The organism is Arthrobacter sp. GAS37, assembly GCF_044908325.1.
GTDB lineage: Bacteria > Actinomycetota > Actinomycetes > Actinomycetales > Micrococcaceae > Arthrobacter > Arthrobacter ramosus.
Genome location: NZ_JBIYDB010000017.1, coordinates 81837 through 107333, shown reverse-complemented (window position 1 = coordinate 107333; position 25497 = coordinate 81837). Strand labels below are relative to the sequence as shown.

Below are 25497 nucleotides of genomic sequence, written 5' to 3'. Positions count from 1 at the left end.
ACACTCAACCTGGCGGCGAAAACACCAACACCGCGCACGACATAGTCATTACAAGGCCCGCGGACACACCCTATAAACGCGACTGTAGTACTAGGGCGAATTGACTTGACAGGAGTCGGAAAATTGGCGCGACGACGTTTGTCGCGTGCTGCGTGATCTGCTGGATCGGGGGCGCGTGAGCTGGGCAGCAACCCTGGACTGCTCCTACTCTCTCTTCGGTGGCGTCGCGTCGGATTTTGCTCAATCATTCGAATGGACAAACTGCGGCACTCTGGAATCTCGCGGCTGCAGCCTGCAACGGACGGAATGATCCAGCAGAATCCGACGAGGCCCCCGGCGGAACGCGCCCCCCGGGCTCGTTCTTGCGGTCCCATGTCCAGGTTTGTTATCTGGCGGGGGATGCAAAACTGCCCGCGCCGGGATCCGGCGCGGGCAGTTCGGGTTTTCGTGGTGACGCTATTTGGTCTTCGTGGAGCGGGTTCGCGCCAGGGCGGTGACGCCCGCGGCCAGGCCGATGAGGCCGGCCGCGAGGCCGAACCAGCCGGCCGTGGATCCGGCGTCACTGGATGTCGTCGATGCCGCAGCTGACGGAGCCGGGGTCACGGACGGGGAGGACGTGGTCGCCGCCGATGCGGCTGCGTCACTGGCGGTCGTCACGAACGAGGGAGCCGGGTGCTCGGGCTCGGGCTGTCCCTCGACGGTCTTCTCGTCCCACTTCACTACTGTGCCGTCGGTGTACGTCTGGGTCGCTGGCAAGGTGATGGTGGTGCCGGCGTCGGGCAGCACACCCACGGAGATCGAGAACGCCTGGTATTGGTCCTGCCCGATCTGGTGTGCGGCGTCCGCGGTCCACACCACCGAACTGACCGCCTTGGTCACTGTTGCCCCTGCGACCGTGACGGGTTTGGGCAGGGCGGTGGTGACCAGCTCGGCCGTCCAGCCCTCGACCGGTTTGACTGACACCGAGTTGAAGGGTGTGTCCGTGGGGAGTGAGACTTCGAGCTTGCTGGTCTTGGCCGTCGGGGACTCGTTGGGGACGTTGAAGGTCAGGTGGGTGTAGCCGCCCGCTGCGGGGTCGTCGGGATTGACGTTGACGTGTGCGGAGGCGGCTGAGACGCCGAACGCGAGCAGCCCGGCGGCCATCGTGGCGGCGCAGGCGGTTTTTAGGGTGCGGCGGTGGGAGGTCTTCATGGCAATGGTGCCCTTTCACAAAGGAAAAGCGGTGAGGGACCGGGGTGGACGTAAGTCCGGCCCGGTGAAGGCAGCGGGTTGCCGCCTGTCCCTGCCCGTAGGTGAAAGGGGAGAGTCTTAGGCGGCGGAAACCAGGGCTGGTGGACCGCGCCGGGAGGGAAGCCGAAGGCCGGGAAGGGCACGAGGACGCACGGCCGGGGCCGAGCAGGGGGCGGGGGTGCGAAGTGGCTGGACCGCTGTTGGAGCAGGCAGGTGGACCAACGGGCGCAGCCACGTCGCCAGGGCCCATAGTGCTTGTTCGCCCCGTGCGAGCACCAGCGCCGTGCCCAAGGTTGCGACTGTGTGCGCCGCGAGCATTTGCCAATCGCTTGCCGCGGAGTGGGTCGAGGCGATGGCGCTTACGGTTTCCGGAGCTGGCCCCAAGGAAATATGTCCTGCATGCCCGGACTGAAGCTGCGCTGCGGAGGAAGTCCCGGACAGGGCGCAGAAAGCCCAGTGAAGGCAGAGCTGCCCGGCCCCCAGCAGCCCCGCGACGACGGGCAGCGAAAGGCGGGTGCGCGTCAGTATGGCGACAGGGAGGATTGTCAGGGCACAAAGCGCCGTCAAAATGGCCGGCGCCGGGAGGATTCCGCCACCGGCCAAGTGCCCACCCGCGGCGAAGCCCAGAATGATTGAACCGATCAGGCCCGTTCGCAAAACCCGGAAAGGCGCGGATGTCGTCATCGGCGGTCCTTTCCGGTTCGAGCGCTACGGCGGAGAATCACTCAAATTCTACTGTGCGACGAACTCCGGAATAGCCGGGGAGCCTTGGCTCCCCGGCTATTCGATCAGAGCTTGGCGATGATGTCCGCCAGGAGGCGCGAAATGCGTGCGCCCGCCGTCTGGCCCGCCTCGATGACTTCCTGGTGGCTCAGCGGTACCGGGCTGATGCCTGCGGCGAGGTTGGTCACGAGGGAGATGCCGAAGACCTCCATGCCTGCGTGCCGGGCGGCGATGGCTTCCAAAGCGGTGGACATGCCCACCAAGTCCGCGCCGATTCGCTTGGCGTATTGGACCTCAGCCGGAGTTTCGTAGTGCGGGCCTGTGAACTGGGCGTAGACGCCTTCGTCGAGCGTGGGATCCACTTCGCGGGCCAGGCCGCGGATACGCGAGGAGTACAGGTCCGTGAGGTCCACGAAGGTGGCACCTTCAAGCGGAGAAGCCGCCGTCAGGTTGATGTGGTCACTGATCAGAACGGGAGTGCCGGGGGTCCAGGCTTCGTTCAGGCCGCCGCAGCCGTTGGTCACCACGAGGGTCTTGCATCCGGCTGCCGCGGCTGTGCGAACGCCGTGGACCACTGCGCGAACGCCTTTGCCTTCGTAGTAGTGGGTACGCGCGCCGAGAACGAGGGCCCGCTTGCCTTCCTTCGTCAGGACCGAGCGGATCGTGCCCACATGCCCCTCAACGGCAGGAGCGTGGAAGCCGGGAACTTCCGACGCCGTGAGGGTCGCCGTCGTTTCGCCTATGAGATCCGCAGCCGCGCCCCAGCCTGAGCCGAGCACGAGCGCGACGTCGTGGGATTCGACGCCGGTCTCCGCCGCGATGTAGTCGGCCGCAGCTTTGGCGGCCTCGAATGGGTCTGTTTTGATCAGCTCTGTGTTACTCACTGGTACAAACTACAGTGCCGCGCGCGCTGTTGAACAGGGCGCTGTGGGGCAAGCAAACGGCCTCTGCGGGCGTTCTCAGGTGGGACTTAGTGGCAGGTCCGCCGGCATTAAGTGAGAATTGAACATTGTGACCATGCATCCTGACTTCAGCTCACCACGAATCGCGATCCTGGGCGGAGGTCCGGGCGGGTATGAAGCGGCCATGGTCGCGGCGCACCTGGGAGCGCGGGTAACCCTCATCGAGCGCGCCGGGCTCGGCGGCTCAGCCGTCCTCACCGACGTCGTACCTTCCAAAACCCTCATCGCGACGGCGGATCTCATGACCCGCGTCGGCGAGGCGGGGGAGCTGGGAGTCAAGTTCGCCGTCGACGGCAGCGATGTAGTGCCCCGCATGCGCGCGGACCTGGGCCACATCAATGACCGCGTCCTGCACCTCGCGCGGGAGCAGTCCGACGACATCCGGGTGGGCCTTGAGCACCTTGGCGTAGAGATCCTGATGGGCTCCGGAAAGCTCCTCGACAACCACACCATCGAGGTCATCACGGCGGACGGCGTCAAGACGATTACGGCCGACGCCATTCTTCTCGCCGTCGGCGCCCACCCCCGCGAACTGCCCACGGCCAGGCCCGACGGTGAGCGCATCCTGAACTGGGCGCAGATCTACAACCTTGAGGAACTTCCGGAAGACCTGATCGTCGTCGGTTCCGGCGTTACCGGCGCCGAATTCGCTTCTGCCTACAACGGCCTTGGCTCGAACGTCACCCTGATTTCGAGCCGCGACCAGGTTCTGCCCGGCTCGGACACCGACGCGGCCCAGGTCCTTGAAGGTGTCTTCAAGCGCCGCGGCGTGCGCGTTTTGTCGCGCTCACGCGCGGAGGCCGTCGAAAGGACCGACGCCGGCGTGAAGGTGACGCTCGGCGACGGCAGCACCGTGTCGGGCAGCCACTGCCTCGTCTGTGTTGGCTCCATCCCCAACACGGCCGGAATCGGGCTGGAAGAGGCGGGCGTGGCTGTCACGGAGTCCGGTCACATCAAGGTCGACGGCGTCTCCCGCACCACCGCGCCGAACATCTACGCCGCAGGCGACTGCACGGGGATCCTGGCCCTCGCCTCGGTCGCTGCCATGCAGGGCCGCATTGCGGTTGCGCACTTCCTGGGCGATGCCGTCATGCCGATCAAGCTCCGGCAAGTGGCCTCCAACATCTTCACTTCACCTGAGATCGCCTCTGTGGGCGTCTCCGGGGCAGACCTCGAATCGGGCAAGTACCAGGGCGACGTGGTCATGCTCTCCCTGCTGAGCAACGCCCGCGCCAAGATGCGCAACTCGAAGGACGGCTTCGTCAAGATCATCGCGCGCAAGGGTTCGGGCACTGTGATCGGCGGCGTCGTCGTGGGGCCGAACGCTTCTGAGCTGATCTTCCCGATCGCCGTTGCGGTGAAGCAGAAACTGCACGTCGACGACGTCGCGAGCACCTTTACGGTGTACCCCTCGCTGACCGGGTCCATCTCCGAAGCGGCGCGACGGCTGCACGTGCATATGTAAGCCTTTCTGAGGTGAAAAGGGTTCGACGGTGAGTTGCCGTTGGACCCTTTCGCTGTCTTCGGCCCCACCATCTCGCCTGCGGTCCGCTTATCCCTGAGGGGAGTTGAAAGCGTGAAGCAGGGCGGTGAATGTGTGGAGGTCATCAGTGGACCAGTGCGCGGTGCGTTCGAAGAATGTCGTTCCGCGAAGGTCGAGTGCTTTGCGCACTTGCGCTTCCCCGGCGGGCGTTAGTGCGATGGTCACCGCTCTCTTGTCGTCGGGGTCCGGCGTGCTCTCGAGCAATTTGAGGTCCTTCATGCGTCCGATGAGGCTGCTGGTGGAGCTCCTGTCCATAGCGACGGCTTCGGCAAGTGTGCTGGGCTTCGCGGGGCCGTAGGCGTAAAGCCAACGTGCTAGGTGAAACGCGGCAGGCTGCAGCGCCGGGTGGAATGCGGCCGCGCTCCGCTCGGTGAGCGCCCGGGAAGCGCTGAGGAGCGCGTTGAGCTCGACGCCGAGTGCCAGCTCGAGGTCTCGACGTGACGGATCGTCCGACATGCGATCAGCGAATTTAGTAGACATTTACCCATCAACTTCTTATGATTTGGAAATACCCACTATATCTGAGTGGGGTAAGTCTGCCCTCGAGGAGTGTCCATGTCCGTACCCGGGTCGCCGTCCGAAGCACCGACAATCGTCATCACCGGAGCAACAAGCGGCCTCGGACGCCTCGCGGCGATCGAACTCGCTAAACAGGGCGCGCGCCTCGGGCTCACTGCCAGAAGCCCTGAGCGCGCCGCCGCAACCGCAGCATGCATCGAAATGGCCGCGCCTGGGACAGAAGTCGAGATCTTCATGGCCGACTTCGCTCGGACTGCGGACGTTCGCCGCGTCGGCCGCGAAATTGCCGCCCACTACGCGCGGATCGACGTGTTGATCAACAACGCCGGCGTCCACGCCTTCGAACAGAGAATCACCCCGGACTGCTATCCCGAAATGGTCGCCGTCAACTACTTCGCCCCGTGGATCCTCACCCAGGAACTCCTCGCCACCTTGAAGGCAACTCCGGGCGCACGCATCGTCAACGTCGCGTCCGAGGCTTCCCGGCGGCACGGAACACTCACCCTCCCGTCGGACCTGACGGACACAGTTCCTTTCACCGCGCGGGGGTCGTCTCGGCTCTATGGCAAGAGCAAGCTCCTCGACATCATGTTCACCCTCGAACTCGCTCGCCGCCTCGACGGGACTGGGTTGACCGCCAACTGCCTGGACCCGGGTTTCAATGTCACCGGACTCGGCCGCGAACTCGGTTTCGCCGCGAGACTCGAGAAGATCCTCTCCGCGCTCCACATCGGCGACCCGGCCCGTGGCGCCGGCCTCATCGTGAAACTAGCCACAGACCCCGTTTTTGCCGGGCAGTCCGGTGGCTACTACACCGTCAAGAACACCCGCCGACTCTCACCCCTGTCCATCCCGGAGGTGACTCAGCGATGCAGGCGCGCCTTTGGGCAGGCACTGAAGAACTTCTCAGCGGCTCATAAATCAACCGTTGTGGAGCGGGACCGGGCATCGTCAGATCTCAGAGACCCAAGTCGGATTTCACTTGCTCCCAAGGGATGGTTTGTTCACCAGCCGTCATGGCTTCCTCTGCTTCTTGGGCGGCCCGGATATCTAGGGCATCCGCGGCAAATTCAATCAGAAGTTCAAGGTCGTCGGTGTCAATGATCGCGGCGACGCGACGGTCGCGGTCGGTGAGGTACACAGGATCGTGCTCTGCGCGCGCCTGATCAACCACTTGGGGCGGCGGGTTCGCGCTTCGCTCCACGAGATTTCACTCATAGCCAAAATTGAGTACGTCGATTGCGTGGCAGGGCGGGCAGTTGGCCGGGATCCGGTTTGTTAGCCTCGAGGGCATGCCATCTATCTACCCACCCAAATTTCGTCGGGGTGACTTGGTGCGCGTCGTCGCGCCCGCGCTGAGCCGCGCTGTGGTCATGGAACACGACAACACGAGCCACATCGAGAGGCGCTTCGCGGAAATGGGTCTGCGTCTTTCCTTCGGAGAGCACGTTGACGAAATGGATGGGCTTCTTTCGTCGTCGGTGCAGTCACGCGTCGATGATCTTCATGCGGCCTTCTCGGATCCGGAAGTAGCGGGAGTCCTGACCGTGATAGGTGGATTCGGCAGCAACGAATTGCTTCCGTATCTCGACTGGGAGCTCATCGCGGCGAACCCGAAGATACTGTGTGGCTACTCGGACATCACGGCTCTTCAAAACGCGATCCATGCCCGAACCGGACTGGCGACCTATTCCGGGCCGCACTGGTCCACGTTCGGCATGCGGGACCACCTCGAGGAGACCCAGGCCTGGTTCCTGGACGCGCTGTTTGCCGAAGCTCCCATGGAACTGCGTCCGGCGTCGGCTTGGACCGACGACGCGTGGTTCCGAGACCAAGACGCTCGGACGCTGATTCCGAGCGATGGTTGGTGGCCGTTGCAAGACGGTACGGCGAGCGGGCGGATCGTGGGCGGAAATCTCTGCACCCTGAATCTTCTGCAGGGAACGGCCAACATGCCGTCTTTGGAAGGGGCACTCCTCTTCTTGGAGGACGACTTCGAAAGCCACCCAGCCACATTTGCGCGGGACCTGGCGTCGCTGCTGCAGATGCCAGGGGCAGGGGGCATTCGGGGTCTCGTGATAGGCCGCTTTCAGCAGGCAAGCCGAATGAGCCGGGATCTGCTGGCGTTGATCGTGGCCAAACAACCTGCTCTGGCAGGCTTGCCCGTTCTCGCCAATGCCGATTTTGGCCACACCTCGCCAATGCTCACTTTCGCGATCGGTGGCGAGGCCGAAGTCTCGGTCGGTGAATTGAGTGCTTTGAGGATTACGCGCCACTGACGTGGGAGGGTGGGTTATTTTGTCAGTGCCTGCTGGCAGAGTTAATCCATGGAAGCGATCGGACATCTCACCAGCCGCCAGGGCGCCGCGCCCGCTGGCCGGTTCGCGGTGTTCCAAAGGGTGAGGCCGGCGCGGGCGGTGACTGCGGTTGGTCACGCGCCGGTGCCGCGCCGGCTCGCTCTGCTGGATCCGGGTGAAGATCACGGCGGCGATCGCGGTGCTCCGCAGCGGGTCCTGGAGGGGGCTCTTGCGGCGTTGCAGTCGCTGGCGCGGACGGCGGTTGACGACGTCGGGCCGCTGGGGTTGCAGGACTCCGCGGCGTTTGCCTTCGGTGTGGAGGAACTCTCCCGCACCCTGGACTATTTGCAGGTCGTCGCTGCGGGGCAGTTGCACCAGGTGCGGCAGCAGGAGCCGGCCGGCGGGTCCGGCTGGACGAGCGGCTGGGGAGCCGAAGCCCGGGCGGACGGCTCCATCAATGGTGCCGGCGGCCCCGGAACTGAAGCCGGGGCAGCCGGTGCCTGTGCCGATGTCGAGAGCGGCGGTCTCGCTGCGGGGTCCGTTCTCACCGGGGTCCGGGAGTTTAGGAACACGGGCGAGCACCTGCGCTCGCTGCTGCAGATCAGCACGGCCGAGGCCCGCCGCCGCCTTGCCCTGGCGGAGGACCTGCTGCCCGGCCGCTCCCTGACGGGGCAAGGGATCCGGCCGCGGTACGGGGAAGTGGCCGCGGCGTTGGCTTGCGGGAGCATCGCGTCCCGTCCGGCCACCACGATCACCATGGCGCTGGAACGCGTCCGGCCCCTGTGCAGCCCCGAGGCGGCCGCGGACATGGAACACGCGCTGACGATGACAGCGGTCGAGAACGATGCCGATTTCCTGGCCAGGATCGCCCGCCGCTGGACCGAAGCCATCGACCAGGACGGTGCCGAGCCCGGCGAGGAAGCCCTGCGCCACCTCCAGGGCGCCTTCCTCCGCAAACCCAAACACGGGCTGCAGCATGTGGAAATCTTCGCCACCCAGGACCAATACGAGCACCTGCTCACCGTGATGAACACCGCCACCAATCCCCGGACCCGCGCGTCCCGGGAGCCAGGACCCGGGGACAAGCAGGCGGACGCGGGCGGCGGGAGCGAGTCGTCAAACGCTCCGGCAGACGGCCGGCCGGGTGATTCGCGCGACGATGATGCCGCGTCCCTGGACCGCCGCACGAGGGCGCAGAAACTCCTGGACGGGTTGCTGGGCGCCTGCAAGATTTCCCTCGCCACCGGGGCGCTGCCCGCGGCCGGAGGCCAGCGCCCCCAGATCATGGCCACCATCGACCACCGCGACCTGCTGGCACCACTGAAGGAAGCCGGGCAGCTCACGTTCCTCGGGCAATCCGGACAACCGGGGCGCTCCGGCGGACCGCAACAGGGCACAGGGAGTTTTACGTTCAGCGGTCCGGTACCGGCGGCCACGCTGCGGAAGATCGCCTGCGATGCGGACATCATTCCCGTCGTCCTGGGCGGGGAAGGCCAGGTGCTGGACATCGGCCGGGCCTCCCGGATCTTCCCCGCCCACATCCGTAAGGCCATCACCGCCCGGGACAAAGGCTGCGCGTTCCCCTCATGCACGATGCCGGCCCCGTGGTGCGAAGCCCACCACATCACGTACTGGTCCAGGGGTGGACCAAGCAGCGTCGAGAACGGCACGCTCCTCTGTAGCCACCACCACCACCTCATCCACAAGGAAGAGTGGCAGATCCAGGTCCAGGCAGGCGTGCCCTGGTTCATCCCGCCACCCCACATCGACCCACGGCAACAGCCACGCAAAAACCACTACTTCCACGTGTGACCTAGTGCTTCGGTGTGACCTGCCTGTGCGAGAGTACGTCGATGAACTCACAGCTGTAAGGCGCGGGTATGAGGCGGCCAACAACACGCACGACATCGAGCGGGTTCTTCCGTACAGAGACAGGGACGCTACCTACTGGTTCTCAGACGGATCTCACGAGGGGCGGGATGAGGTCTGGGCAGCCATCGAGGCGACCTTCCTTGGCAATTCGGGACGAGCGATACGTCGTCGACGAATTGACGTGGGTGCTGGTGCAGGAGGAAGCCGCCGTGTGCCGCTACCGATTCTCCTGGACGGGAATTATCGACGGGCAGCAACACGTCGGAAGAGGACGCGGCACCAACGTCTTCATGCGCACACACGAAGGCTGGCAGATTGTCCACGAACAACTGACAGCCGATTCAACTCGGTCTATGCCGGACAGCTGACCGAGCCTTTCCCAGTCCGCACGACAACCCAAGTAGCTGCTCTGCCCTTGGGCGCTCTCTGGTTTACTAGGGCCATGGGGGGTCCGAGAGGAAAGGAAGATCGCACACTCAAAGTTGACGGCTTGGTCAATGGACGCGACCTCGGCGGTCTACGGCGCGTAGATGGGACGGTCACTCCAAGGGGCGTGTTCTTCCGGAGCGAGAACGTCGATTGGATCACTGGCAACGGATGGCAGCAGATACATGATGCCGGGATCCGCACCGTGGTCGACCTTCGTCAGCAAGGCGAGCGCAACACAGACGTGCGGGAACGGCCTGGCTGGCTCACCACCATCCACGTTGACCTTGACGGTTTGGAAAACAAAGAGTTCTGGGCCGACTACTGGGACAACGGGCTGGTCGGTACAGCTCTCTACTTCCTCCCGCACCTTGCGGCCATGCCCGAACGGGCCGGCGCCGCCATATCCGCTGTGGTCAACGCGCCTGCAGGAGGGGTCCTCTTCCATTGCGTGGGAGGCAGGGACAGGACGGGCCTACTCGCCATGGCCCTGCTTCATGCGATCGGCGCCGACCCCGAATGCATCGTCGATGACTATCTGGAAACAGTCAGGCTGGGTGATGCACGGGCAGCCAACAGCAAACGAAACAACGCCGAACCAAGGCTTGAGGAACTGTGCCGGCAACACGGTACAACAACCGAAGGCGCGTTCCGGGATACCTTGGCAAAATTCGATCTTAAAGGCTTGCTCGACGCCGCAGCGCTCACCGACGAGGACCGGGAGGGCCTGTTCACTTGGCGCGGCGCGACCACCACACCCCCAAACCGGGAAGGGATAGCCTGAGCCCCCCAAACCACTTACGCCGCAACCCCCTGGAAATGCCGTTCAATAATCCCCTTGATGTCCCCGTGGCAGCCTCCACACCCCGTTCCCGCGCGGGTCGCTTTGGACACCTCCGGCACGGAAGAGCAGCCATCCAGCACGGCTTGCTCGATGCTCGCACCGCTGACACCCGCGCAGCGGCACACCGTGCGCTGCGGATCATCATTCGAAGCAGAAGAATCGAGCTGGTCCGGGCCGTCCAGGCGCAGCAGGAGTGAACGGTCTGCGGGCAGCTCGGAGCCGCGTTCGAACAGCATCACGAGCTCCGCGGCCGTGCGTGGCATGCCTACGGTGACGAGTCCCTCGAGCGCGCCGCCCCGCGTCGTCATTTTGACGTAGCGGCCGTGTTCGGGATCGGCCCATTGGGCAACTTGGCGCCGGGGCGTCCCCTCGGAGACACCGACGGACAACAACTCGTCATCCCAGGGCTCGGCGCTGTTGTCGCCAGCGACCGCGAGGTTCATGCCTCGCGCCTTCAACACCACGACGCCGGGCTTCTCCTGCGGCAGGGGCGCCAAGCTGTCGGCAGCCTCCTGGCCGCCCTCGGCGAGGAGGATCAGGTACTCGGCAAGCCACTCGGCCTGGCGCCAGCCCGGACCCACCAGCCCGGACGGGCCCAGTGCGGTGCGGCATTCGGCGCACTCGGCATCGGCGCAGCGGACTTCGGCGCAGTCGCCGATCGCGAACATGTGCGGCTCGTGATAGGTCCGCAGGTGGTGATCCACGAGGATGCCGGTGGCTGCAGGCAGCCCACACCCCTCGGCCAGTTCGATCCGTGGGCGAACGCCGCAGGAAAGGACAAGAAGGTCGCCTTCGATCCGTGACCCGTCGTTGAGCACAAGGGCGGAAAACATGCCATCCGGACCGTTGTGTTCCACAGCCGTGGAGCGGGCGTTGCCCACCATGGTGATCCCGCTGTTGCGCAAGCTGGCCGCGAGAACGGCTCCACCGCCGCGGTCGATATTGCCGCCCAGTGGGAAGGAACCGTTGTGCACCACCGTGGTCAGGGCGCCTTCTTCTGCCGCGGCCAGGGCCGTTTCGAGGCCAAGCACGCCGCCACCGAGGACGATCACGCGCTTGCCGGCAGTCACGGCGTCGCGCAATTGCCCTGCGTCGCGGAGGTCGCGGAGTGCCGTCACCCCTAAAGGGAGCACAGGGTGCGACGGAGCGGGGTTGATACCCGTGAGGTTCGGAATGACGGGCCTCGATCCGGTGGCGAACACCAGGCGGTCGTAGCCAGGCGCGGTTCCGTCCGAAAGGACAACCTGCTGGCGTGCACGGTCGATGCGTTTGACGGTGACGCCCAGCCGGACCTCGACGCCGTCGGCCGCCAAATCGCTAGCGTCCACCATCGCGAGTGCCTCCGCGGTGGTCCGCCCCACGCCGAGTTCCGCCACCATGACGCGGTTGTACGCGGCTTCGGCTTCCTGTCCGACGACGAGCAGCTGGACCAGGCCGCTGCGCACGGCGGGCAACAGCTCGTCCACCAGCCTGGCCGCGACCGGTCCGAACCCGACCACCACAATGCGCTCGCTCACGATGCCTCCTTGACTTGCATTGACAAGCCGGCTCCCGCTGGTACAGCTGTGGAGAGCACAGCCAACTGGGCAGCCAACGCCGATTCGACATTTGCTAGTGCCGCCTTCCGGACCCAGACCGTGCTGGTCTTGAACTCCGGCATTCCGGAGATAGGATCCGTGACCGCCTCAGTGAGACGGTTGGCGCTGCCCAGTCCTGGGAAATGGAAAGGCAGGAAGACGGTGTCCGTCCGGATACTGTTGCTGAGCTCCACCTTGCACAGGACCTCACCGCGCTCGTTGGAGACCCGGACAAAGTCGCCGCTGGAGATGTCCCTGACGGCCGCCGTCGCGGGGTGGATCTGCAAGAGCGGCTCCGGCTGCGCGGCCGCGAGTTCGGCCACGCGGCGGGTCTGGGCGCCCGATTGGTAATGTTCCAGCAATCGCCCGGTGACGAGCGTCAGCGGATCGGGATCAGAGCCGACGACGGCGGAGCGCCGGGACCGCTTCTGCGGTGCCACCGGGACCATCACCGCGCGTCCACCGGCGTGCGCGAAGCTATCGAGGAAGAGTCGCGGGGTTCCCGAACTGCCGGTGGGATAGGGCCAGTACGCGGCTTCTCCGCGATCCAGCATGGCGTAGTCGATTCCGGAGTAGTCGGCCAAGCCGCCTGCCGAGGCGAGCCGGAGCTCCTCGAAGACCGTCTCAGGATCGTCGCTGAACGTGGAGGGTGCGTCGAGCGATTCGGCGAGCCGGGCCATGAGCCACAATTCGCTGCGGACGCCCGGGGGAGGAGTGAGCGCCTTCCGACGGCGGAGCACGCGGCCCTCGAGGTTGGTCAGGGTGCCTTCTTCCTCGGCCCATTGGGTGACCGGGAGGACGAGGTCGGCTTCAAGCGCGGTCTCGGACATGAAGAAATCGCAGACAACCAGGAAGTCCAGGCTGCGCAGGCCCTCGATCACCGCACCGGCGTCGGGAGCTGACACCGCCACGTTGGCGCCGTGCACGAAAAGGCAACGGACGCCGTCGGGCTGTCCCAAGGACTTCAACAACTCCACGGCCGGCAGCCCGGGGCCGGGGATGAGTGATTCGTCCACGCCCCACACTTTGGCGACGTGGGCGCGGGCGGCGGGATCGGTGATCTTGCGGTAGCCGGGGAGCTGGTCGGCCTTTTGGCCGTGCTCGCGGCCACCCTGGCCGTTGCCTTGGCCCGTCAGTGTGCCGTAGCCGCTGCGGGCGGAACCCGGCAGGCCCAAGAGGAGGCTGAGGTTGATCGCGGCTGTGGCGGTATCCGTGCCGTCGACGTGCTGCTCGACTCCGCGGCCGGTCAGGATGTAGCTGCCGCCGCGCCGGGCGCCGTCGGCGAGGCGGCGGGCGGTGTCCCGGATGAGCGTGGCGGGCACGCCGGTGATCGACTGGACGCGCTCCGGCCAGAAGGCGGCGAGGCTACGAACGATTGCCGGGTACCCGGTGGTGCGGTCCAGGAGGTATTCGGAGTCGGCGAGGCCTTCGTGGACCACTACGTGGGAGATACCTAACAGCAGGGCGAGGTCCGTTCCCGGGGTCGGCTGCAAGTGGATGCCGCCGCCGTCGCCCGTGAATGCGGCCGTCGCGGAACGGCGGGGATCGGCCACGATCAACCCGCCGGAATCGCGCGCGCCCTGCAGGTGCTGGACGAACGGCGGCATGGTCTCGGCAACATTGGAGCCGAGAAGGAAAATAACGTTTGCCGAATCAAGGTCCTCCACGCGGAACGGGAGGCCGCGGTCCACACCGAACGCGCGGTTACCGGCTGCCGCAGCGGAAGACATGCAGAAACGTCCGTTGTAGTCGATGCGAGAGGTTCCCAGGGCCAGTCGGGCGAACTTGCCCAACTGGTAGGCCTTCTCATTGGTGAGTCCGCCGCCGCCGAACACGCCGACGGCGTCGGGCCCGTATTGCTCGCGGGTCTGCTTGACGGCTCCGGTGATCAGCGTGAGTGCCTGGTCCCACGTGACCGGCCGGTGGACGCCGTCGGGCCCTTTGAGCAGGGGTTCCGTGACGCGTCCGGTGTGGTTCAACAACGACGGCGATGTCCAGCCCTTGCGGCACAGCCCGCCCCGGTTGGTGGGGAAGTCGCGGCCGGATACTTCCAGTGGCGGAAGTGCCATTGCCGCGGGAACGGGGTCTGACCCCGACTGCGCCGAGGGCGCAGCCGGGGTCAGGGTCATGGCGCACTGCAGCGCACAATACGGGCAGTGGGTGTTGGCGCCATTGGGCATATTAGATGTGTCCCATCGCGTTACGGTTGGCCTTCCGGAGGTAGCAGACCCAGCAGACGATGAGCATCAGCACGTAGGCGCCGACGAAGCCGTAGAACGCGGGGGTGTAGGAGCCGGAAGCGCTGGATGCGTTGAGCACCTGGGGGATGACGAATCCGCCGTAGGCGCCGATTGCCGAGATCAGGCCGAGGGAGGAAGACGCGAGGCGTGCCGTGCTCGCGGCGCTGGCCCCCGAGCGTGCGGCCCGGCTGGACGTGGCGAAGATGACCGGAATCATGCGGTAGGTGGCGCCGTTTCCAAAGCCGCTTGCCGTGAAGAGGAAGAGGAACAGGACCAGGAAGAGCCAGAAGTTCTTGAGCGGGAGTGTCCAGATCATGGTCAAGGTGATGATGGCCATCGCTGCGAACGCCGTGACGGTCATCCGGGCTCCGCCCATGCGGTCAGCCATGCGTCCACCGTAAGGGCGGGCGAGGGAGCCGACCAGCGGGCCAAGGAAGGCGAGCGAGAGGACAACCGCGCCGAGGTGCATCGAGGAGAAGGCCGGGAAGTAGTCCTTGATGAGCTTGGGGAAGACTCCGGAGAAGCCGATGAACGAGCCGAAGGTGCCGATGTACAGGAAGGCCATGATCCACAGGTGCGGCTCCTTCAACGCGGCGATGGAGCCTGCCACGTCGCCCTTGGCGCTGGTGAGGTTGTTCATGTACTTCCAAGCACCGAATGCGGCGACAAGGATGAGGGGAATCCAGATGAGGCCGGCCATGGGCAGGTTGACCGTGCCGGCGGCCAGGAGGGTGACGGCGATCGGAACGACGAGTTGCGCGACGGCGGCACCGAGGTTGCCGCCCGCGGCGTTCAGGCCCAGCGCCCAGCCCTTTTCACGGGCCGGGTAGAAGAAGGTGATGTTCGCCATCGAGCTGGCGAAGTTGCCTCCGCCGAAGCCCGCAAGGCCAGCTACCAGCAGCATGACGCCGAACGGAGTGCCGGGGGTCGAGACACACAGGGCGAGGCCCGCCGTCGGGATCAGCAGCAGGAGGGCCGAGACGATGGTCCAGTTGCGGCCACCGAACCTTGGAACCATGAAGGTGTAAGGGATGCGCAGGGTGGCACCGACCAGGCTGGGGATCGAGATGAGCCAGAAGATCTGGTTGGTGTCGAACTTGAAGCCTGCGGCCGGGAGCTGGACGACGACGATCGACCAGAGCTGCCAGACGACGAAGCCGAGGAACTCGGCGAAGATGGACCAGTACAGGTTGCGCTTGGCGATGGAACGGCCAGCAGCTTCCCACTGATCCTTGTTCTCTGCATCCCAGTTGGCAATCCAGCGGCCAGGGCGGTGTTCAAGCTCGGGGACGAGGGCGGTGGGCGCCTGCTCGTTGGTGAGGATTTCGGTGCTTCGGTCAACTGTCACGGAGTGCCTCCTTTGTGGGGACGTTGTACTTCCACGTTAGGGACGGCGCGTTTCGCGGACCGTCGCGGTTTGTAAACGTGCTGTGACATTTGCCTATCGGAGGGGGTCACCGGTGCGTGAGGCGACGGTGAGGTTGTGTGGTGCGGACCACAGAGTGAGACTTTCCAAAGCGTCCGCATACTGGACTTGATTGTCCATTTGTTGGATACCGGGAACTATTATTGAACTCTCAATAATCTTTGCCGGCAGGCTCAGGGACGCCGGGCCGGCGTGAACGGAAAGCAACCACTACATGTCTTCCATCGCTGAATCCAAGGAAAGCGAGTCAGTCAAGCCGGTCAACTCGCAGGGACGGGTGATCTTCGCCAGCCTCATCGGGACGTCCATCGAGTTCTACGATTTCTACGTTTACGCCACCGCGGCCGTGCTTGTCTTTCCCAAACTCTTCTTCCCGACGGCTGACGAGACCACCCAACTGCTGAGCTCCTTCGCGGTGTTCGGTGTGGCCTTCGTCGCCCGGCCGCTCGGCTCCATAATTTTCGGCCACTTCGGTGACAAGTTCGGTCGCAAGGGAACCCTGGTTGCGTCCCTCCTGACCATGGGTATTGCCACGTTCCTGATCGGCTGCCTCCCGACGGCGCAGGTTCCGGGCTGGACGTTCCTGGCCCCCACGCTGCTGGTAGTCCTGCGTTTCGCCCAGGGCCTGGCCCTCGGTGGTGAGTGGAGCGGCGCAGCGCTGCTCGCAACCGAGAACGCGCCGGCCAACAAACGCGCGATCTATGGAACATTTCCGCAGATGGGTGCACCGATCGGCTTCATCCTGGCCAACATCATCTTCCTGGTCTTCAGCTACACCCTGACTCCCGAGGCCTTCGCCGCCTGGGGCTGGCGCGTGCCGTTCCTGCTCAGCGCCGTCATGGTGATCCTCGGCCTCTATGTGCGCCTCAAGCTCATTGAAACTCCCGCATTCACCAAGGTGCTCGAGTCGAACGAAGTGGCCAAGCTGCCCATCGGACGCGTGTTCAAGAAAAGCTGGCGCCCGCTGATCCTCGGCACCTTCATCATGCTCGCGACGTACGTGCTGTTCTACCTGATGACCACGTTCACGCTGACCTACGGCACCAAGCCCACCCTGGCGGGCGCTCAAGCCGCAGCGGTCAAGGCCGGAAAGCCCATGACTGACGCGGCCGTCGCGGCGTTCGTCCCGGGCTTGGGCTTCAGCCGGAACGACTTCCTCTGGATGCTGATTGCCGGCGTCGTCTTCTTCGGCATTTTCACCCTCGTGGCCGGCCCGCTTGCCGAAAAGTACGGCCGTCGCAAGATGCTCCTGGCCGTCACGGCGGGGATCCTGGTGTTCGGCTTGCTTTTCGTGCCGCTGTTCGGTGGCGGCTTCGTCGGCACCATGGCGTTGCTCATCATCGGCTTTACGTTGATGGGCCTCACCTTCGGACCCATGGGTGCGCTGCTTCCGGAGCTGTTCCCCACCAACGTCCGCTACACCGGATCCGCGGTCAGCTACAACATGTCCAGCATCCTCGGCGCGGCTGTGGCTCCGTTCATCGCGGTCTGGCTCTGGGAATCGGCCAAGGGCAGCACAGTCCTGGTGGGTGTCTACCTCAGCGCCATGGCAGTCCTGACGCTCGTGGCACTGTTCCTGTCCAAGGAAACCAAGGACACGGACTACGAGAACAACGTAGCTTGACCCTGTATTAACAGGCTCGCGTTAACTGGCTCCGGCCCCGCACCAATCGTGCGGGGCCGGAGCCATTTGCGCTGCTTAGTCTTCGATCGTCTTAGTCTTCGATCGTCGCGATGACGGCGCCTGCCGAGACGGTCTCGCCTGCCTTGGCCACCAAGCCGTGGATGGTGCCGGCCTTGTGGGCGGTGAGGGGCTGTTCCATCTTCATGGCTTCGAGGACCACGATCAGATCGCCTTCGGCAACCACGTCGCCGGCGGCTACGGCCACCTTGACGATGGTGCCCTGCATCGGCGAAGTGAGGGCGTTGCCGCCTGCAACCGCAGCTGTGGCGCCCGCAGAGCGGGAACGCTTCTTGACCTTCGCGCCCTTGGCGCCCGGGCCGGCAACCGACGAAACCGAGCCGAGAGTCGCGGGAAGGACGACTTCCAGCCGCTTGCCGCCAACCTCGACGACGACGCGCTGGCGCTCACCGGCGTCGGCGGCTTCTGTTCCGGTTCCGGTGGGCGTCCACGCGGGGATGTTGTTGACGAACTCAGTCTCGATCCAGCGCGTGTGCACCTTGAACGGGCCTTCGGTAGGAGCGAAGGCGGGATCGGTTACCACTGCGAGGTCGAAAGGAATGACGGTGGGGATGCCTTCAACCACCATTTCCTCAAGGGCCCGGCGGGAACGCTGGAGGGCCTGTTCGCGGCTGGCTCCGGTGACGATCAGCTTGGACAGCATGGAATCGAAGTTCCCGCTGATGACGTCGCCCTGTTCGATGCCGGAGTCGATACGGACGCCCGGACCCGTCGGGTTCTTCAGGGTGCTGACGGTTCCCGGTGCAGGCATGAAGTTGCGGCCCGGGTCTTCGCCGGTGATGCGGAATTCAAAGGAGTGGCCGCGGACCTCGGGATCGCCATAGCCGAGTTTCTCGCCTCGGGCGATGCGGAACTGCTCGCGGACGAGGTCGAGGCCCGTGACTTCCTCTGAAACGCAGTGCTCAACTTGAAGACGTGTATTGACCTCAAGGAAGGAGATGATGCCGTCCTGGCCCACCAGGAATTCGCAGGTTCCCGCGCCGAGGTAGCCGGCTTCTTTCAGGATGGCCTTGGAAGACTCGTACAGTCGCTCGTTCTGCTCGGCGGTCAGGAACGGTGCCGGAGCTTCTTCAACGAGTTTCTGGTTGCGGCGCTGGAGGGAGCAGTCGCGGGTGGAGACCACAACCACGTTTCCGTAGGCGTCGGCCAGGCATTGGGTCTCGACGTGGCGCGGGGAATCAAGGAAGCGCTCGATGAAGCACTCACCGCGGCCGAAGGCGGCAATGGCCTCGCGCACTGCGGACTCGAAAAGCTCGGGGATTTCCTCGATGGTGCGGGCCACCTTGATTCCGCGGCCGCCGCCACCGTAGGCGGCCTTGATGGCGATCGGGAGCCCGAATTCCTTGGCGAAGGCCAGGATCTCGTCGGCGGATTCGACGGGGTCGGCCGTGCCGGGAACCAGGGGAGCGCCGACCTTTTCGGCGATGTGGCGGGCCTGCACCTTGTCGCCCAGCGCAGAGATGGCGTCCGGGGACGGGCCGATCCAGGTGATGCCGGCGTCGATGACCTTGGCGGCGAACTCGGCGTTCTCGGCGAGGAAGCCATAGCCGGGGTGGATGGCGTCCGCACCCGACTGCTTGGCGACCTCGATCAACTTGTCCATCACGAGGTACGACTCAGCTGCGGTATTGCCGCCCAGCGCGTAGGCCTCATCTGCCAGCCGGACGTGCAGGGCGTCGCGGTCGGGGTCCGCATAGACGGCCACGGAAGCGATGCCTTCGTCCCGGGCTGCGCGGATAATGCGGACCGCGATTTCGCCTCGGTTGGCGATCAAGACCTTGGTGAGAGGGCTGGAAATGGGCTGCGCCGGATTAGCTGACAAGTTGACTCCTTCTGTCCTTCAGGGAGCCTAGCGTGATTTTGAGGGTTCCGCCCATATTGATAGGGGATTCCGTGTGTGAGACGGCCTGTCTTTGTAGGGTTGCTACAAAGTCCGGAAACCGGCCGCCGGGTCGGCGACCCGGACCGCCCCTATTCGCTGCTCGCTTCGGAGCCGTTTTGGGTCCAGAGTTCGGTGATTCCAACGTTCGCTTGCCCGAGCAGATCGCGGAGGGTCGAGATGGAGAGCCCGACGACGGCGTGAGGGTCGCCGTCGACCTTGCGGATGAAGGCCCCGCCCAAGCCATCGATCGTGAACGAACCCGCGCAATGCAGGGGCTCGCCGGTTGCGATGTAGGCGTCGATGTCCTTCTCGCTCATCTCGGCAAAGTGGACTTCTGCGCTGGACACAGCACCGACTGTTGCTCCGGTGCCGACGGCCGTCTCGCCGTCGTTCACGTCCGCTGCGGTTTCGCGGCAGTCAACCAGCCAGTGCCCGGTGTGGAGTACGCCCTTGGATCCGCTCATGCGCAGCATCCGTTCCTTGGCCACGTCCATCGTGTACGGCTTCCCGTGCGATTCGCCGTCGAACTCGAACACGGAATCGCAGCCGATCACCAGGGCCCCCTCGGCGTCGGGCAGGGACGCGACAGCCTCGGCCTTGGCGCGGGCGAGGAGGAGAGCGGTGTCATGCGCGTCGGTTACTCCATACCGGGCTTGCACGGCGTCCTCGTCCACGTCCGAGACGAGCACTTCGTGGTGGATTCCGGCCTCCGTGAGGAGCTTGGTGCGGGCGGGGGACTGGGAAGCCAGGATCAATCGGGTCACGGCTCAAGCGTAGTACGCGGCGCCGCCCCCCGAAGCTCGCTACCTTATCTGGGTGTTTGGCCGGACGCTCGCTCACTTATGTGGGTGTTTGGCCGGACGCTCGCTCACGTATGTGGGTGTTTCTTAGTGAGCAGGCGCTTAGTGGACCAGTTCCTTGGCCCCGCCTGCCGCCGTCGTGCGCTGCAGCTTGGCGCCCTCGACGTCGACGTCGGGCAGGATCCGGGACAGCCAGCGCGGCAGCCACCAGGCCTTCTCGCCCAGCAGGTACATCACGGCAGGAACGATGGTCATCCGGACCACGAACGCATCCACGAGGACGCCGAACGCCATCGCGAAACCGAGCGGCCGGACCATGGTCAGGTGGCTGAAGATGAAGCCGGCAAACACGCTGACCATGATGATGGCGGCGGCAGTGACCACGGCGGCGGCATGGCTGAAGCCGCTTCGGACCGCTTGCTTCGCGTTCTCCCCGTGCATGAACGATTCGCGCATGCCGGAGGTGATGAACACCTGGTAGTCCATGGCCAAGCCGAACAGGACACCAATCAGGATGATCGGCAGGAAGCTCAGCACGGCTCCGGGATTGGGCACGTCGAACACGGTGCCCAGCCAGCCCCATTGGTAGACGGCCACCACAGCGCCGAAGGCTGCCGCGAGCGAGAGCAGGAAGCCGCCGGTGGCGAGCAGCGGAACGACGATCGAGCGGAACACCAGCAGCAGGAGGACCAGCGAGAGCCCGACGACGATCGCCAAGTATGGCGGGAGGGCGGCACCGAGCTTCGCGGAGACGTCGATGTTGCCGGCTGTCTGCCCGGTCAATCCAATGGTGGCGCCTGTGGCCTGCTGGATTTCGGAACCCTTCGCGCGCAGTTCCGAGACCACCTGGACGGTGCTGGCGCTTGCGGGCCCGTCCTTGGGGATGACCTGGAAAACGGCCGTGCGGTGATCCGGGCTGAGGGCTACCGGTACGGCTGCCACGACGTTGTCGACGCTGCGCAGCTTGTCCGCGACGTCGAACTGCTTGGCCTTGGCCTGGTCGTCGCTGAGCCCGGACGGGAAGGTGCCGACAACCACGATGGGACCGGTCATGCCTTCGCCGAAGCTTTTCCGTGTGAGGTCATAGGCCTTGAACGCTTGCGAGTCGACCGGTTCCGAACCGCCGTCGGGCAAAGCGAGGCGCAGCTGGGAGGCCGGAAGGGCCAGCACGCCGAGAAGCACGACGCCGGCAAGCAGCGAGACCACCGGGTGCCGGGTCACGAGCCCGCCCCACCCGCGGCTGCTCCGCCGCTGGTCCTCTGCGCGGTCCGCCGAGGCGTGCTCCGGCTCCGCGTTGTGGCGTTCGGCCCTGGCCCACGCCCGCTTCGAGATCAGTTTGCGGCCGACCAGCGACAGCACCGCCGGGGTCAGTGTGAGGGAGACGACGACGGCGACTGCCACCGTCGCGGCGGCCGACAGGCCCATGACGGCAAGGAACGGGAGCCCGGGAACGACCAATGCGGCAAGCGCGATGACGACAGTGAGGCCAGCGAAGAGGACGGCATTTCCCGAGGTGCCGGTGGCGAGGGCCACTGATTCCTCCGCGTCCATCCCCGAAAGCAATTGCCCGCGGTGCCGGTTGACGATGAAGAGCGAGTAATCGATTCCGACGGCGAGTCCCAGCATGAGCGCGAGCATCGGGGAGATGGAACTCATGTCAATGACGCCGGTGAGGGCAAAGGTTCCGCCGACGCCCACGGCCACGCCAATGATAGCCATCAGGAGGGGCAAGCCTGCAGCGACGAGCGTTCCCAGCATCACGATGAGGGCGATGGCCGCCACGGCGATGCCGATGATTTCGGAGACACCGAACAGCTGCGAGACGTCCTCGGTGATTTCCTTGCTGGCCAGGGCCGTGACACCTGCCGAGGAGACTCCGTGGACGATGTCCTGGACTTGCTGCCGGACGGCGGGGGTCAAACCGTTGATGGAGGTCTTGAACTGGACCTGGGCGATCGCCGCTTTACCGTCTTGGGAGACGAAACGCATGCCTTGGGAAGCTGTCACCTGGCGTTTGGCCAACGCAAGGGCGGCGGCACCATCAGTGGCTTGCTTCTGGCCGGCATCGAGCTTTTCGCGCCCGGCCAGGAGTTCGGCCTTCTGCGGGGCAAGTTGGGCCTGGATCTGCGCAGCGGGCATGCCCGCAGCGGTCATTTGCTGCTCGGCGGCCTTCAGTTGGGCATCACCTGCATCGAGCGTGGCCCCCGCCTTGTCCAGCTCAGCCTGCCCGGTGGCTGCCTTTTGTTCCGCGGCAGCAAGATCGGACGGTGCCTTGTCCAAGGTGGCTTGGGTCGTGAAGGGGTTGACCGTGGACTGCACATCCGGCAGTTTTTCCAGCTGCGCGAGGGCCGACGCAATGGCGTCCTTGCCGGCCTGGTTGAATCCGGCGTCGCCGGCTTCGAAGACGATCCCCGCGGAACCACCCGAGGAGGCCGGAAGGTCCTTCTTGAGCTTGTCCAGCATCTGCTGGGTCTCGGTGCCCGGGATCTGGAAGTTGTTGGACATGGTGCCGTGGAAGGCGGCAGCGGAGCCGCCGACGGCGACGAGGACGGCCAGCCAAAGAGAGATCACCAGCCAGCGGTGACGGTAGGAGAACTTGCCAAGACGGTAGAGCAGGAGTGCCATATCGGAACCGATCTGTCGGTGTGTGGTTATGCCGAGTGCTGTGGGGCAGCCGCGGGCTGAGTACCGCGCGACGCCGGGCCCTGAGGGGCGGGTGCCGCGAAGCCTGAACCGAGCAGGCCAATTGCGTCGATCAAGTGCTGCCGCAGGCTCGCCAGGGATTCAGGGGAAAGATCCGGGCCGTGTTGTTCGAACCAGACGCTCATGGCTGCCTTGCCGCACGAAATGATGGACCCGGCCAAGGCCCGCAAATAGAGCTCATCAACATCCGGGCCGAGGCGAAGACGGGCGGCGTCGATGATCTGCATGGTGCAGTGGTCCCAGGCTTCCAGTTCGGAACGTACCAAGGCTCGGTTGTCGTGGGTCAGGCTGAAGAGCTCGGCCATGGGGGAAACCGTCATGGGGCCAGCCAGCGCCATGAGGGCGGCCCGGGCGGAATCGAGGATGGGCTCATCCGAAGGGCGCAAGCGGAATTGTTCGAGGGCATGGTCCAGGAAGCCCTCGGTCACTGAGGCCAGGGCGGCTTCGAGGCTCGGGAAGTAGTTGAAGAAGGTGCGCCGGGATACGCCGGCCTCTTCCGCGATGTCTTCCACGGTGAAATTGCCGGCGCCCTTGCTGCGCAACATGGCGAGGGCTGCGTCCGCGATCGCTCGGCGGGTGGCCAGTTTGTTCTGTTCCCGGCGCGAGGGGAGGGCGGTGGTGTCGGAAGTTGTCACGGACTTACACTAAGTGCAACTTTGCACTCCGGGCAAGTTAAGGTCGGGTTGAATCTTCGGTCGTGGGCTGTGTGGGCTGCTCGGACTGCTTGGCTGCGGCGCTGGTCAGGCAGATTGACTGGCCAGTGGCGCCCGGCTCGCCTTCGGCCAAGGGGATGGCGAACACCGCGGTGCCGTAGGCGCACACTTCGGTCCAGTTGCCGCCCATCTCGGACGTGTCGAAGCGCATGGCGACGATTGCGTTGGCGCCGCGCTGCTGTGCCTCGCTGACCATGCGGGCCATGACCTCCTGGCGGCTTTCATAGAGCGCCTTGGTCATTTCGGGCAGCTCGCCGCCGCCGAGGGAGCGGAAACCGGCAATCATTTGGGAGCCGAGATCCCGGGAGCGGACGGTGAGGCCCATGACTTCGCCGAAGACGGCGTCGATCCTGTGGCCCGGAATCTTGTTTGAGGTGACTATCAGCATGGACAGAGCCTATCCAGAATTCACCGTTTCCCACCCTTAATGCCCACCGTTAAAAGGACGAATCCCCAGGGCATTCCCCGGGGATTCGTCCGTGCGATGGTGAACCGCCGCTAGGCCTTGGCGTCAGCGAGCTCGCGAGTGTCCTCGGATGCCTCCGGAGACTCGGTCTCGGCCGCGAACGCTGTTCCCGTGCGTGGCGCGTTGTAGAGCGATTCGTCCAGGATTCCCTGCCGTTTGGCCACGATGGCCGGAACCAGCGCCTGTCCCGCCACGTTGACGGCCGTGCGGCCCATGTCCAGGATGGGGTCGATCGCCAGAAGGAGCCCGACGCCGGCAAGCGGCAGTCCCAGCGTGGACAGGGTCAGCGTGAGCATGACGACGGCGCCCGTGGTGCCTGCCGTTGCCGCGGAACCAAGGACCGAAACCACCACGATCAGCAGGTACTGGCTGAAGTCCAGGTTGATGCCGAAGAACTGGGCAACGAAGATCGCGGCAACGGCCGGGTAGATGGCGGCGCAACCGTCCATCTTGGTGGTGGCGCCGAGCGGCACGGCGAAGGATGCGTAACCCTGGGGAACTCCGAGGTTGCGTTCGGTGACGCGCTGCGTGAGCGGGAGCGTGCCGATCGAGGAACGCGAGACGAATGCCAGCTGAACGGCGGGCCACACGCCGGAGAAGTACTGCTTGACAGACAGTCCGTGGGTCTTGACGAGGATGGGGTACACGACGAAGAGCACCAGGGCCAGGCCCGCGTAGATGGCCACCGTGAACTTGCCGAGCGAACCAATGGTGTCCCAACCGTAGACGGCCACAGCGTTGCCGATCAGGCCGATGGTGCCAAGCGGGGCGATACGGATGATCCACCAGAGGACCTTCTGGATGACGGCCAGGGCGGAGGCGTTGAGGTTCAGGAACGGTTCGGCCTGCTTGCCGACCTTGAGGGCCGCGACGCCGACGGCGATGGCGATCACCAGGATCTGCAGCACGTTGAAACTGATCGACGTGCTGGCGACGCCGTCCGTGACGCTCGTGCTGGCGCCAATGCCCAGGAAGTTCTTGGGGAAGAGGCCGGTGAGGAACGCCCACCAATCGCCGGTCTTTCCGGCGTACTCGGCCTTCTTGGTGATGCCGGTGCCGGAGCCCGGCTGCAGGAGCACTCCAAGTCCGATGCCGATCATCACTGCGATGAGCGAAGTGATGGCGAACCAGAGCAAGGTGTTCCACGCCAATTTCGCCGCATTGGACACTTGGCGGAGGTTCGCGATGGAGCTCACCACTGCGGTGAAGATCAAGGGCACGACGGCGGTCTGCAGCAGCGAGACGTAGCTCGAGCCGATGGTCTGCAGCGTGGCGCCGAGCCCGTTGGGAGCCTTCGTGGTGCTACCGGTGGCTTTGGCCACGAGGCCGAGGGCCAGGCCGATCATCAGGGCCGCGATGATCTGGACACCGAAGGACGTTGCCCACTTGGGAAGCCGGGACGAAGTCTTTCCGGCGGAAGTCAAAGTGTTGGATGAATTGCTCACCGGAACAAACTAGGCCCCGGCAAATACCACCGCGACCCGACGTTGAGAAATGTTACGGGAACTGAAAAATTCAACACCCCAATAGCCCAACGAATTCGCCGCCAATCCACCCATTTATGAAGTTATT

Annotated in this window: 20 protein-coding genes and 1 pseudogene; 7 read left to right on the top strand and 14 right to left on the bottom strand. The window is 65.0% G+C overall.

Annotated features, from left to right (window positions below):
• Positions 1-456: 456 nt before the first annotated feature.
• From ABH924_RS14880 to ABH924_RS14870, 3 genes are all read right to left on the bottom strand, one after another.
• Complete coding sequence (locus ABH924_RS14880; RefSeq protein WP_404499941.1) at positions 457-1191, bottom strand: YcnI family protein; 735 nt, start codon at positions 1189-1191, stop codon at positions 457-459.
• Positions 1192-1308: 117 nt separating this feature from the next.
• A complete protein-coding gene (locus ABH924_RS14875) occupies positions 1309-1914 on the bottom strand; it encodes a hypothetical protein (protein ID WP_404499939.1) in 606 nt (201 codons plus the stop codon).
• Positions 1915-2018: 104 nt separating this feature from the next.
• A complete protein-coding gene (locus ABH924_RS14870; protein WP_372460924.1) occupies positions 2019-2819 on the bottom strand; it encodes a purine-nucleoside phosphorylase in 801 nt (266 codons plus the stop codon).
• A 145-nt stretch (positions 2820-2964) separates the two neighbouring features.
• Between ABH924_RS14870 and ABH924_RS14865 the strand changes: the two genes are divergently transcribed.
• Positions 2965-4380: an NAD(P)H-quinone dehydrogenase gene (locus ABH924_RS14865; RefSeq protein WP_404499937.1), complete on the top strand. Its 1416-nt coding sequence runs from the start codon at positions 2965-2967 to the stop codon at positions 4378-4380.
• Positions 4381-4467: 87 nt separating this feature from the next.
• On the opposite strand, the gene ABH924_RS14860 is transcribed toward ABH924_RS14865, so the two are convergent.
• Positions 4468-4938, bottom strand: a complete 471-nt coding sequence (locus ABH924_RS14860) for a MarR family winged helix-turn-helix transcriptional regulator (protein ID WP_404499935.1) — start codon at positions 4936-4938, stop codon at positions 4468-4470.
• Between the two features lie 75 nt (positions 4939-5013).
• On the opposite strand from ABH924_RS14860, the pseudogene ABH924_RS14855 reads away from it, so the two are divergent.
• Positions 5014-5409 (top strand): annotated as a pseudogene (locus ABH924_RS14855) (SDR family NAD(P)-dependent oxidoreductase); the annotation flags it as partial.
• Between the two features lie 526 nt (positions 5410-5935).
• Here ABH924_RS14855 and ABH924_RS14850 read toward each other — a convergent pair.
• Positions 5936-6118 (bottom strand): type II toxin-antitoxin system Phd/YefM family antitoxin, encoded by a 183-nt coding sequence (locus ABH924_RS14850; RefSeq protein WP_404499943.1) that lies wholly within the window; start codon positions 6116-6118, stop codon positions 5936-5938.
• 151 nt (positions 6119-6269) lie between these two features.
• Here ABH924_RS14850 and ABH924_RS14845 point away from each other — a divergent pair, with 151 nt between their 5' ends.
• From ABH924_RS14845 to ABH924_RS14830, 4 genes are all read left to right on the top strand, one after another.
• On the top strand, positions 6270-7256 hold the full coding sequence (locus ABH924_RS14845) for a S66 peptidase family protein (RefSeq protein ID WP_404499933.1): 987 nt from the start codon (positions 6270-6272) through the stop codon (positions 7254-7256).
• A gap of 48 nt (positions 7257-7304) precedes the next feature.
• Entirely contained in the window at positions 7305-9086 is a 1782-nt protein-coding gene (locus tag ABH924_RS14840) for a DUF222 domain-containing protein (RefSeq protein ID WP_404499931.1), read from the top strand.
• 200 nt (positions 9087-9286) lie between these two features.
• Positions 9287-9514 carry a nuclear transport factor 2 family protein gene (locus ABH924_RS14835; RefSeq protein ID WP_234750816.1) on the top strand — a complete coding sequence of 76 codons (228 nt, stop codon included), beginning with the start codon at positions 9287-9289 and terminating at the stop codon, positions 9512-9514.
• Between the two features lie 74 nt (positions 9515-9588).
• The gene (locus ABH924_RS14830; protein WP_404499929.1) at positions 9589-10356 is read left to right on the top strand and encodes a tyrosine-protein phosphatase; all 768 of its coding nucleotides are present in this window, start codon (positions 9589-9591) and stop codon (positions 10354-10356) included.
• 14 nt (positions 10357-10370) lie between these two features.
• Here ABH924_RS14830 and ABH924_RS14825 read toward each other — a convergent pair whose 3' ends face one another.
• Genes ABH924_RS14825 through ABH924_RS14815 form a run of 3 tightly spaced genes read right to left on the bottom strand, consistent with a single transcriptional unit; the run spans position 10371 to position 15581 of the window.
• Positions 10371-11933, bottom strand: coding sequence for an FAD-dependent oxidoreductase (locus ABH924_RS14825; RefSeq protein ID WP_404499927.1), 1563 nt, complete (start codon positions 11931-11933; stop codon positions 10371-10373).
• The gene (locus ABH924_RS14820) at positions 11930-14173 is read right to left on the bottom strand and encodes a molybdopterin oxidoreductase family protein (protein ID WP_404499925.1); all 2244 of its coding nucleotides are present in this window, start codon (positions 14171-14173) and stop codon (positions 11930-11932) included. Before ABH924_RS14820 ends, ABH924_RS14825 begins: the two co-directional genes overlap by 4 nt.
• A gap of 1 nt (position 14174) precedes the next feature.
• Positions 14175-15581: an MFS transporter gene (locus ABH924_RS14815; RefSeq protein WP_404499923.1), complete on the bottom strand. Its 1407-nt coding sequence runs from the start codon at positions 15579-15581 to the stop codon at positions 14175-14177.
• Between the two features lie 292 nt (positions 15582-15873).
• On the opposite strand from ABH924_RS14815, the gene ABH924_RS14810 reads away from it, so the two are divergent.
• Positions 15874-17283: an MFS transporter gene (locus ABH924_RS14810; RefSeq protein WP_404499921.1), complete on the top strand. Its 1410-nt coding sequence runs from the start codon at positions 15874-15876 to the stop codon at positions 17281-17283.
• 91 nt (positions 17284-17374) lie between these two features.
• Here the strand turns inward: ABH924_RS14810 and ABH924_RS14805 are convergent, their stop codons facing one another.
• From ABH924_RS14805 to ABH924_RS14780, 6 genes are all read right to left on the bottom strand, one after another.
• Entirely contained in the window at positions 17375-19183 is a 1809-nt protein-coding gene (locus tag ABH924_RS14805; RefSeq protein WP_404499919.1) for an acetyl/propionyl/methylcrotonyl-CoA carboxylase subunit alpha, read from the bottom strand.
• A gap of 149 nt (positions 19184-19332) precedes the next feature.
• A complete protein-coding gene (locus tag ABH924_RS14800; RefSeq protein ID WP_404499917.1) occupies positions 19333-20007 on the bottom strand; it encodes a Maf family protein in 675 nt (224 codons plus the stop codon).
• Between the two features lie 138 nt (positions 20008-20145).
• Positions 20146-22668, bottom strand: a complete 2523-nt coding sequence (locus tag ABH924_RS14795; protein WP_404499915.1) for an MMPL family transporter — start codon at positions 22666-22668, stop codon at positions 20146-20148.
• A 26-nt stretch (positions 22669-22694) separates the two neighbouring features.
• Positions 22695-23381, bottom strand: a complete 687-nt coding sequence (locus ABH924_RS14790; protein ID WP_404499913.1) for a TetR/AcrR family transcriptional regulator — start codon at positions 23379-23381, stop codon at positions 22695-22697.
• Positions 23382-23418: 37 nt separating this feature from the next.
• A complete protein-coding gene (locus ABH924_RS14785) occupies positions 23419-23847 on the bottom strand; it encodes a YbjQ family protein (RefSeq protein WP_404499911.1) in 429 nt (142 codons plus the stop codon).
• Positions 23848-23957: 110 nt separating this feature from the next.
• A complete protein-coding gene (locus tag ABH924_RS14780) occupies positions 23958-25370 on the bottom strand; it encodes a dicarboxylate/amino acid:cation symporter (RefSeq protein ID WP_404499909.1) in 1413 nt (470 codons plus the stop codon).
• Positions 25371-25497 lie beyond the last annotated feature (127 nt).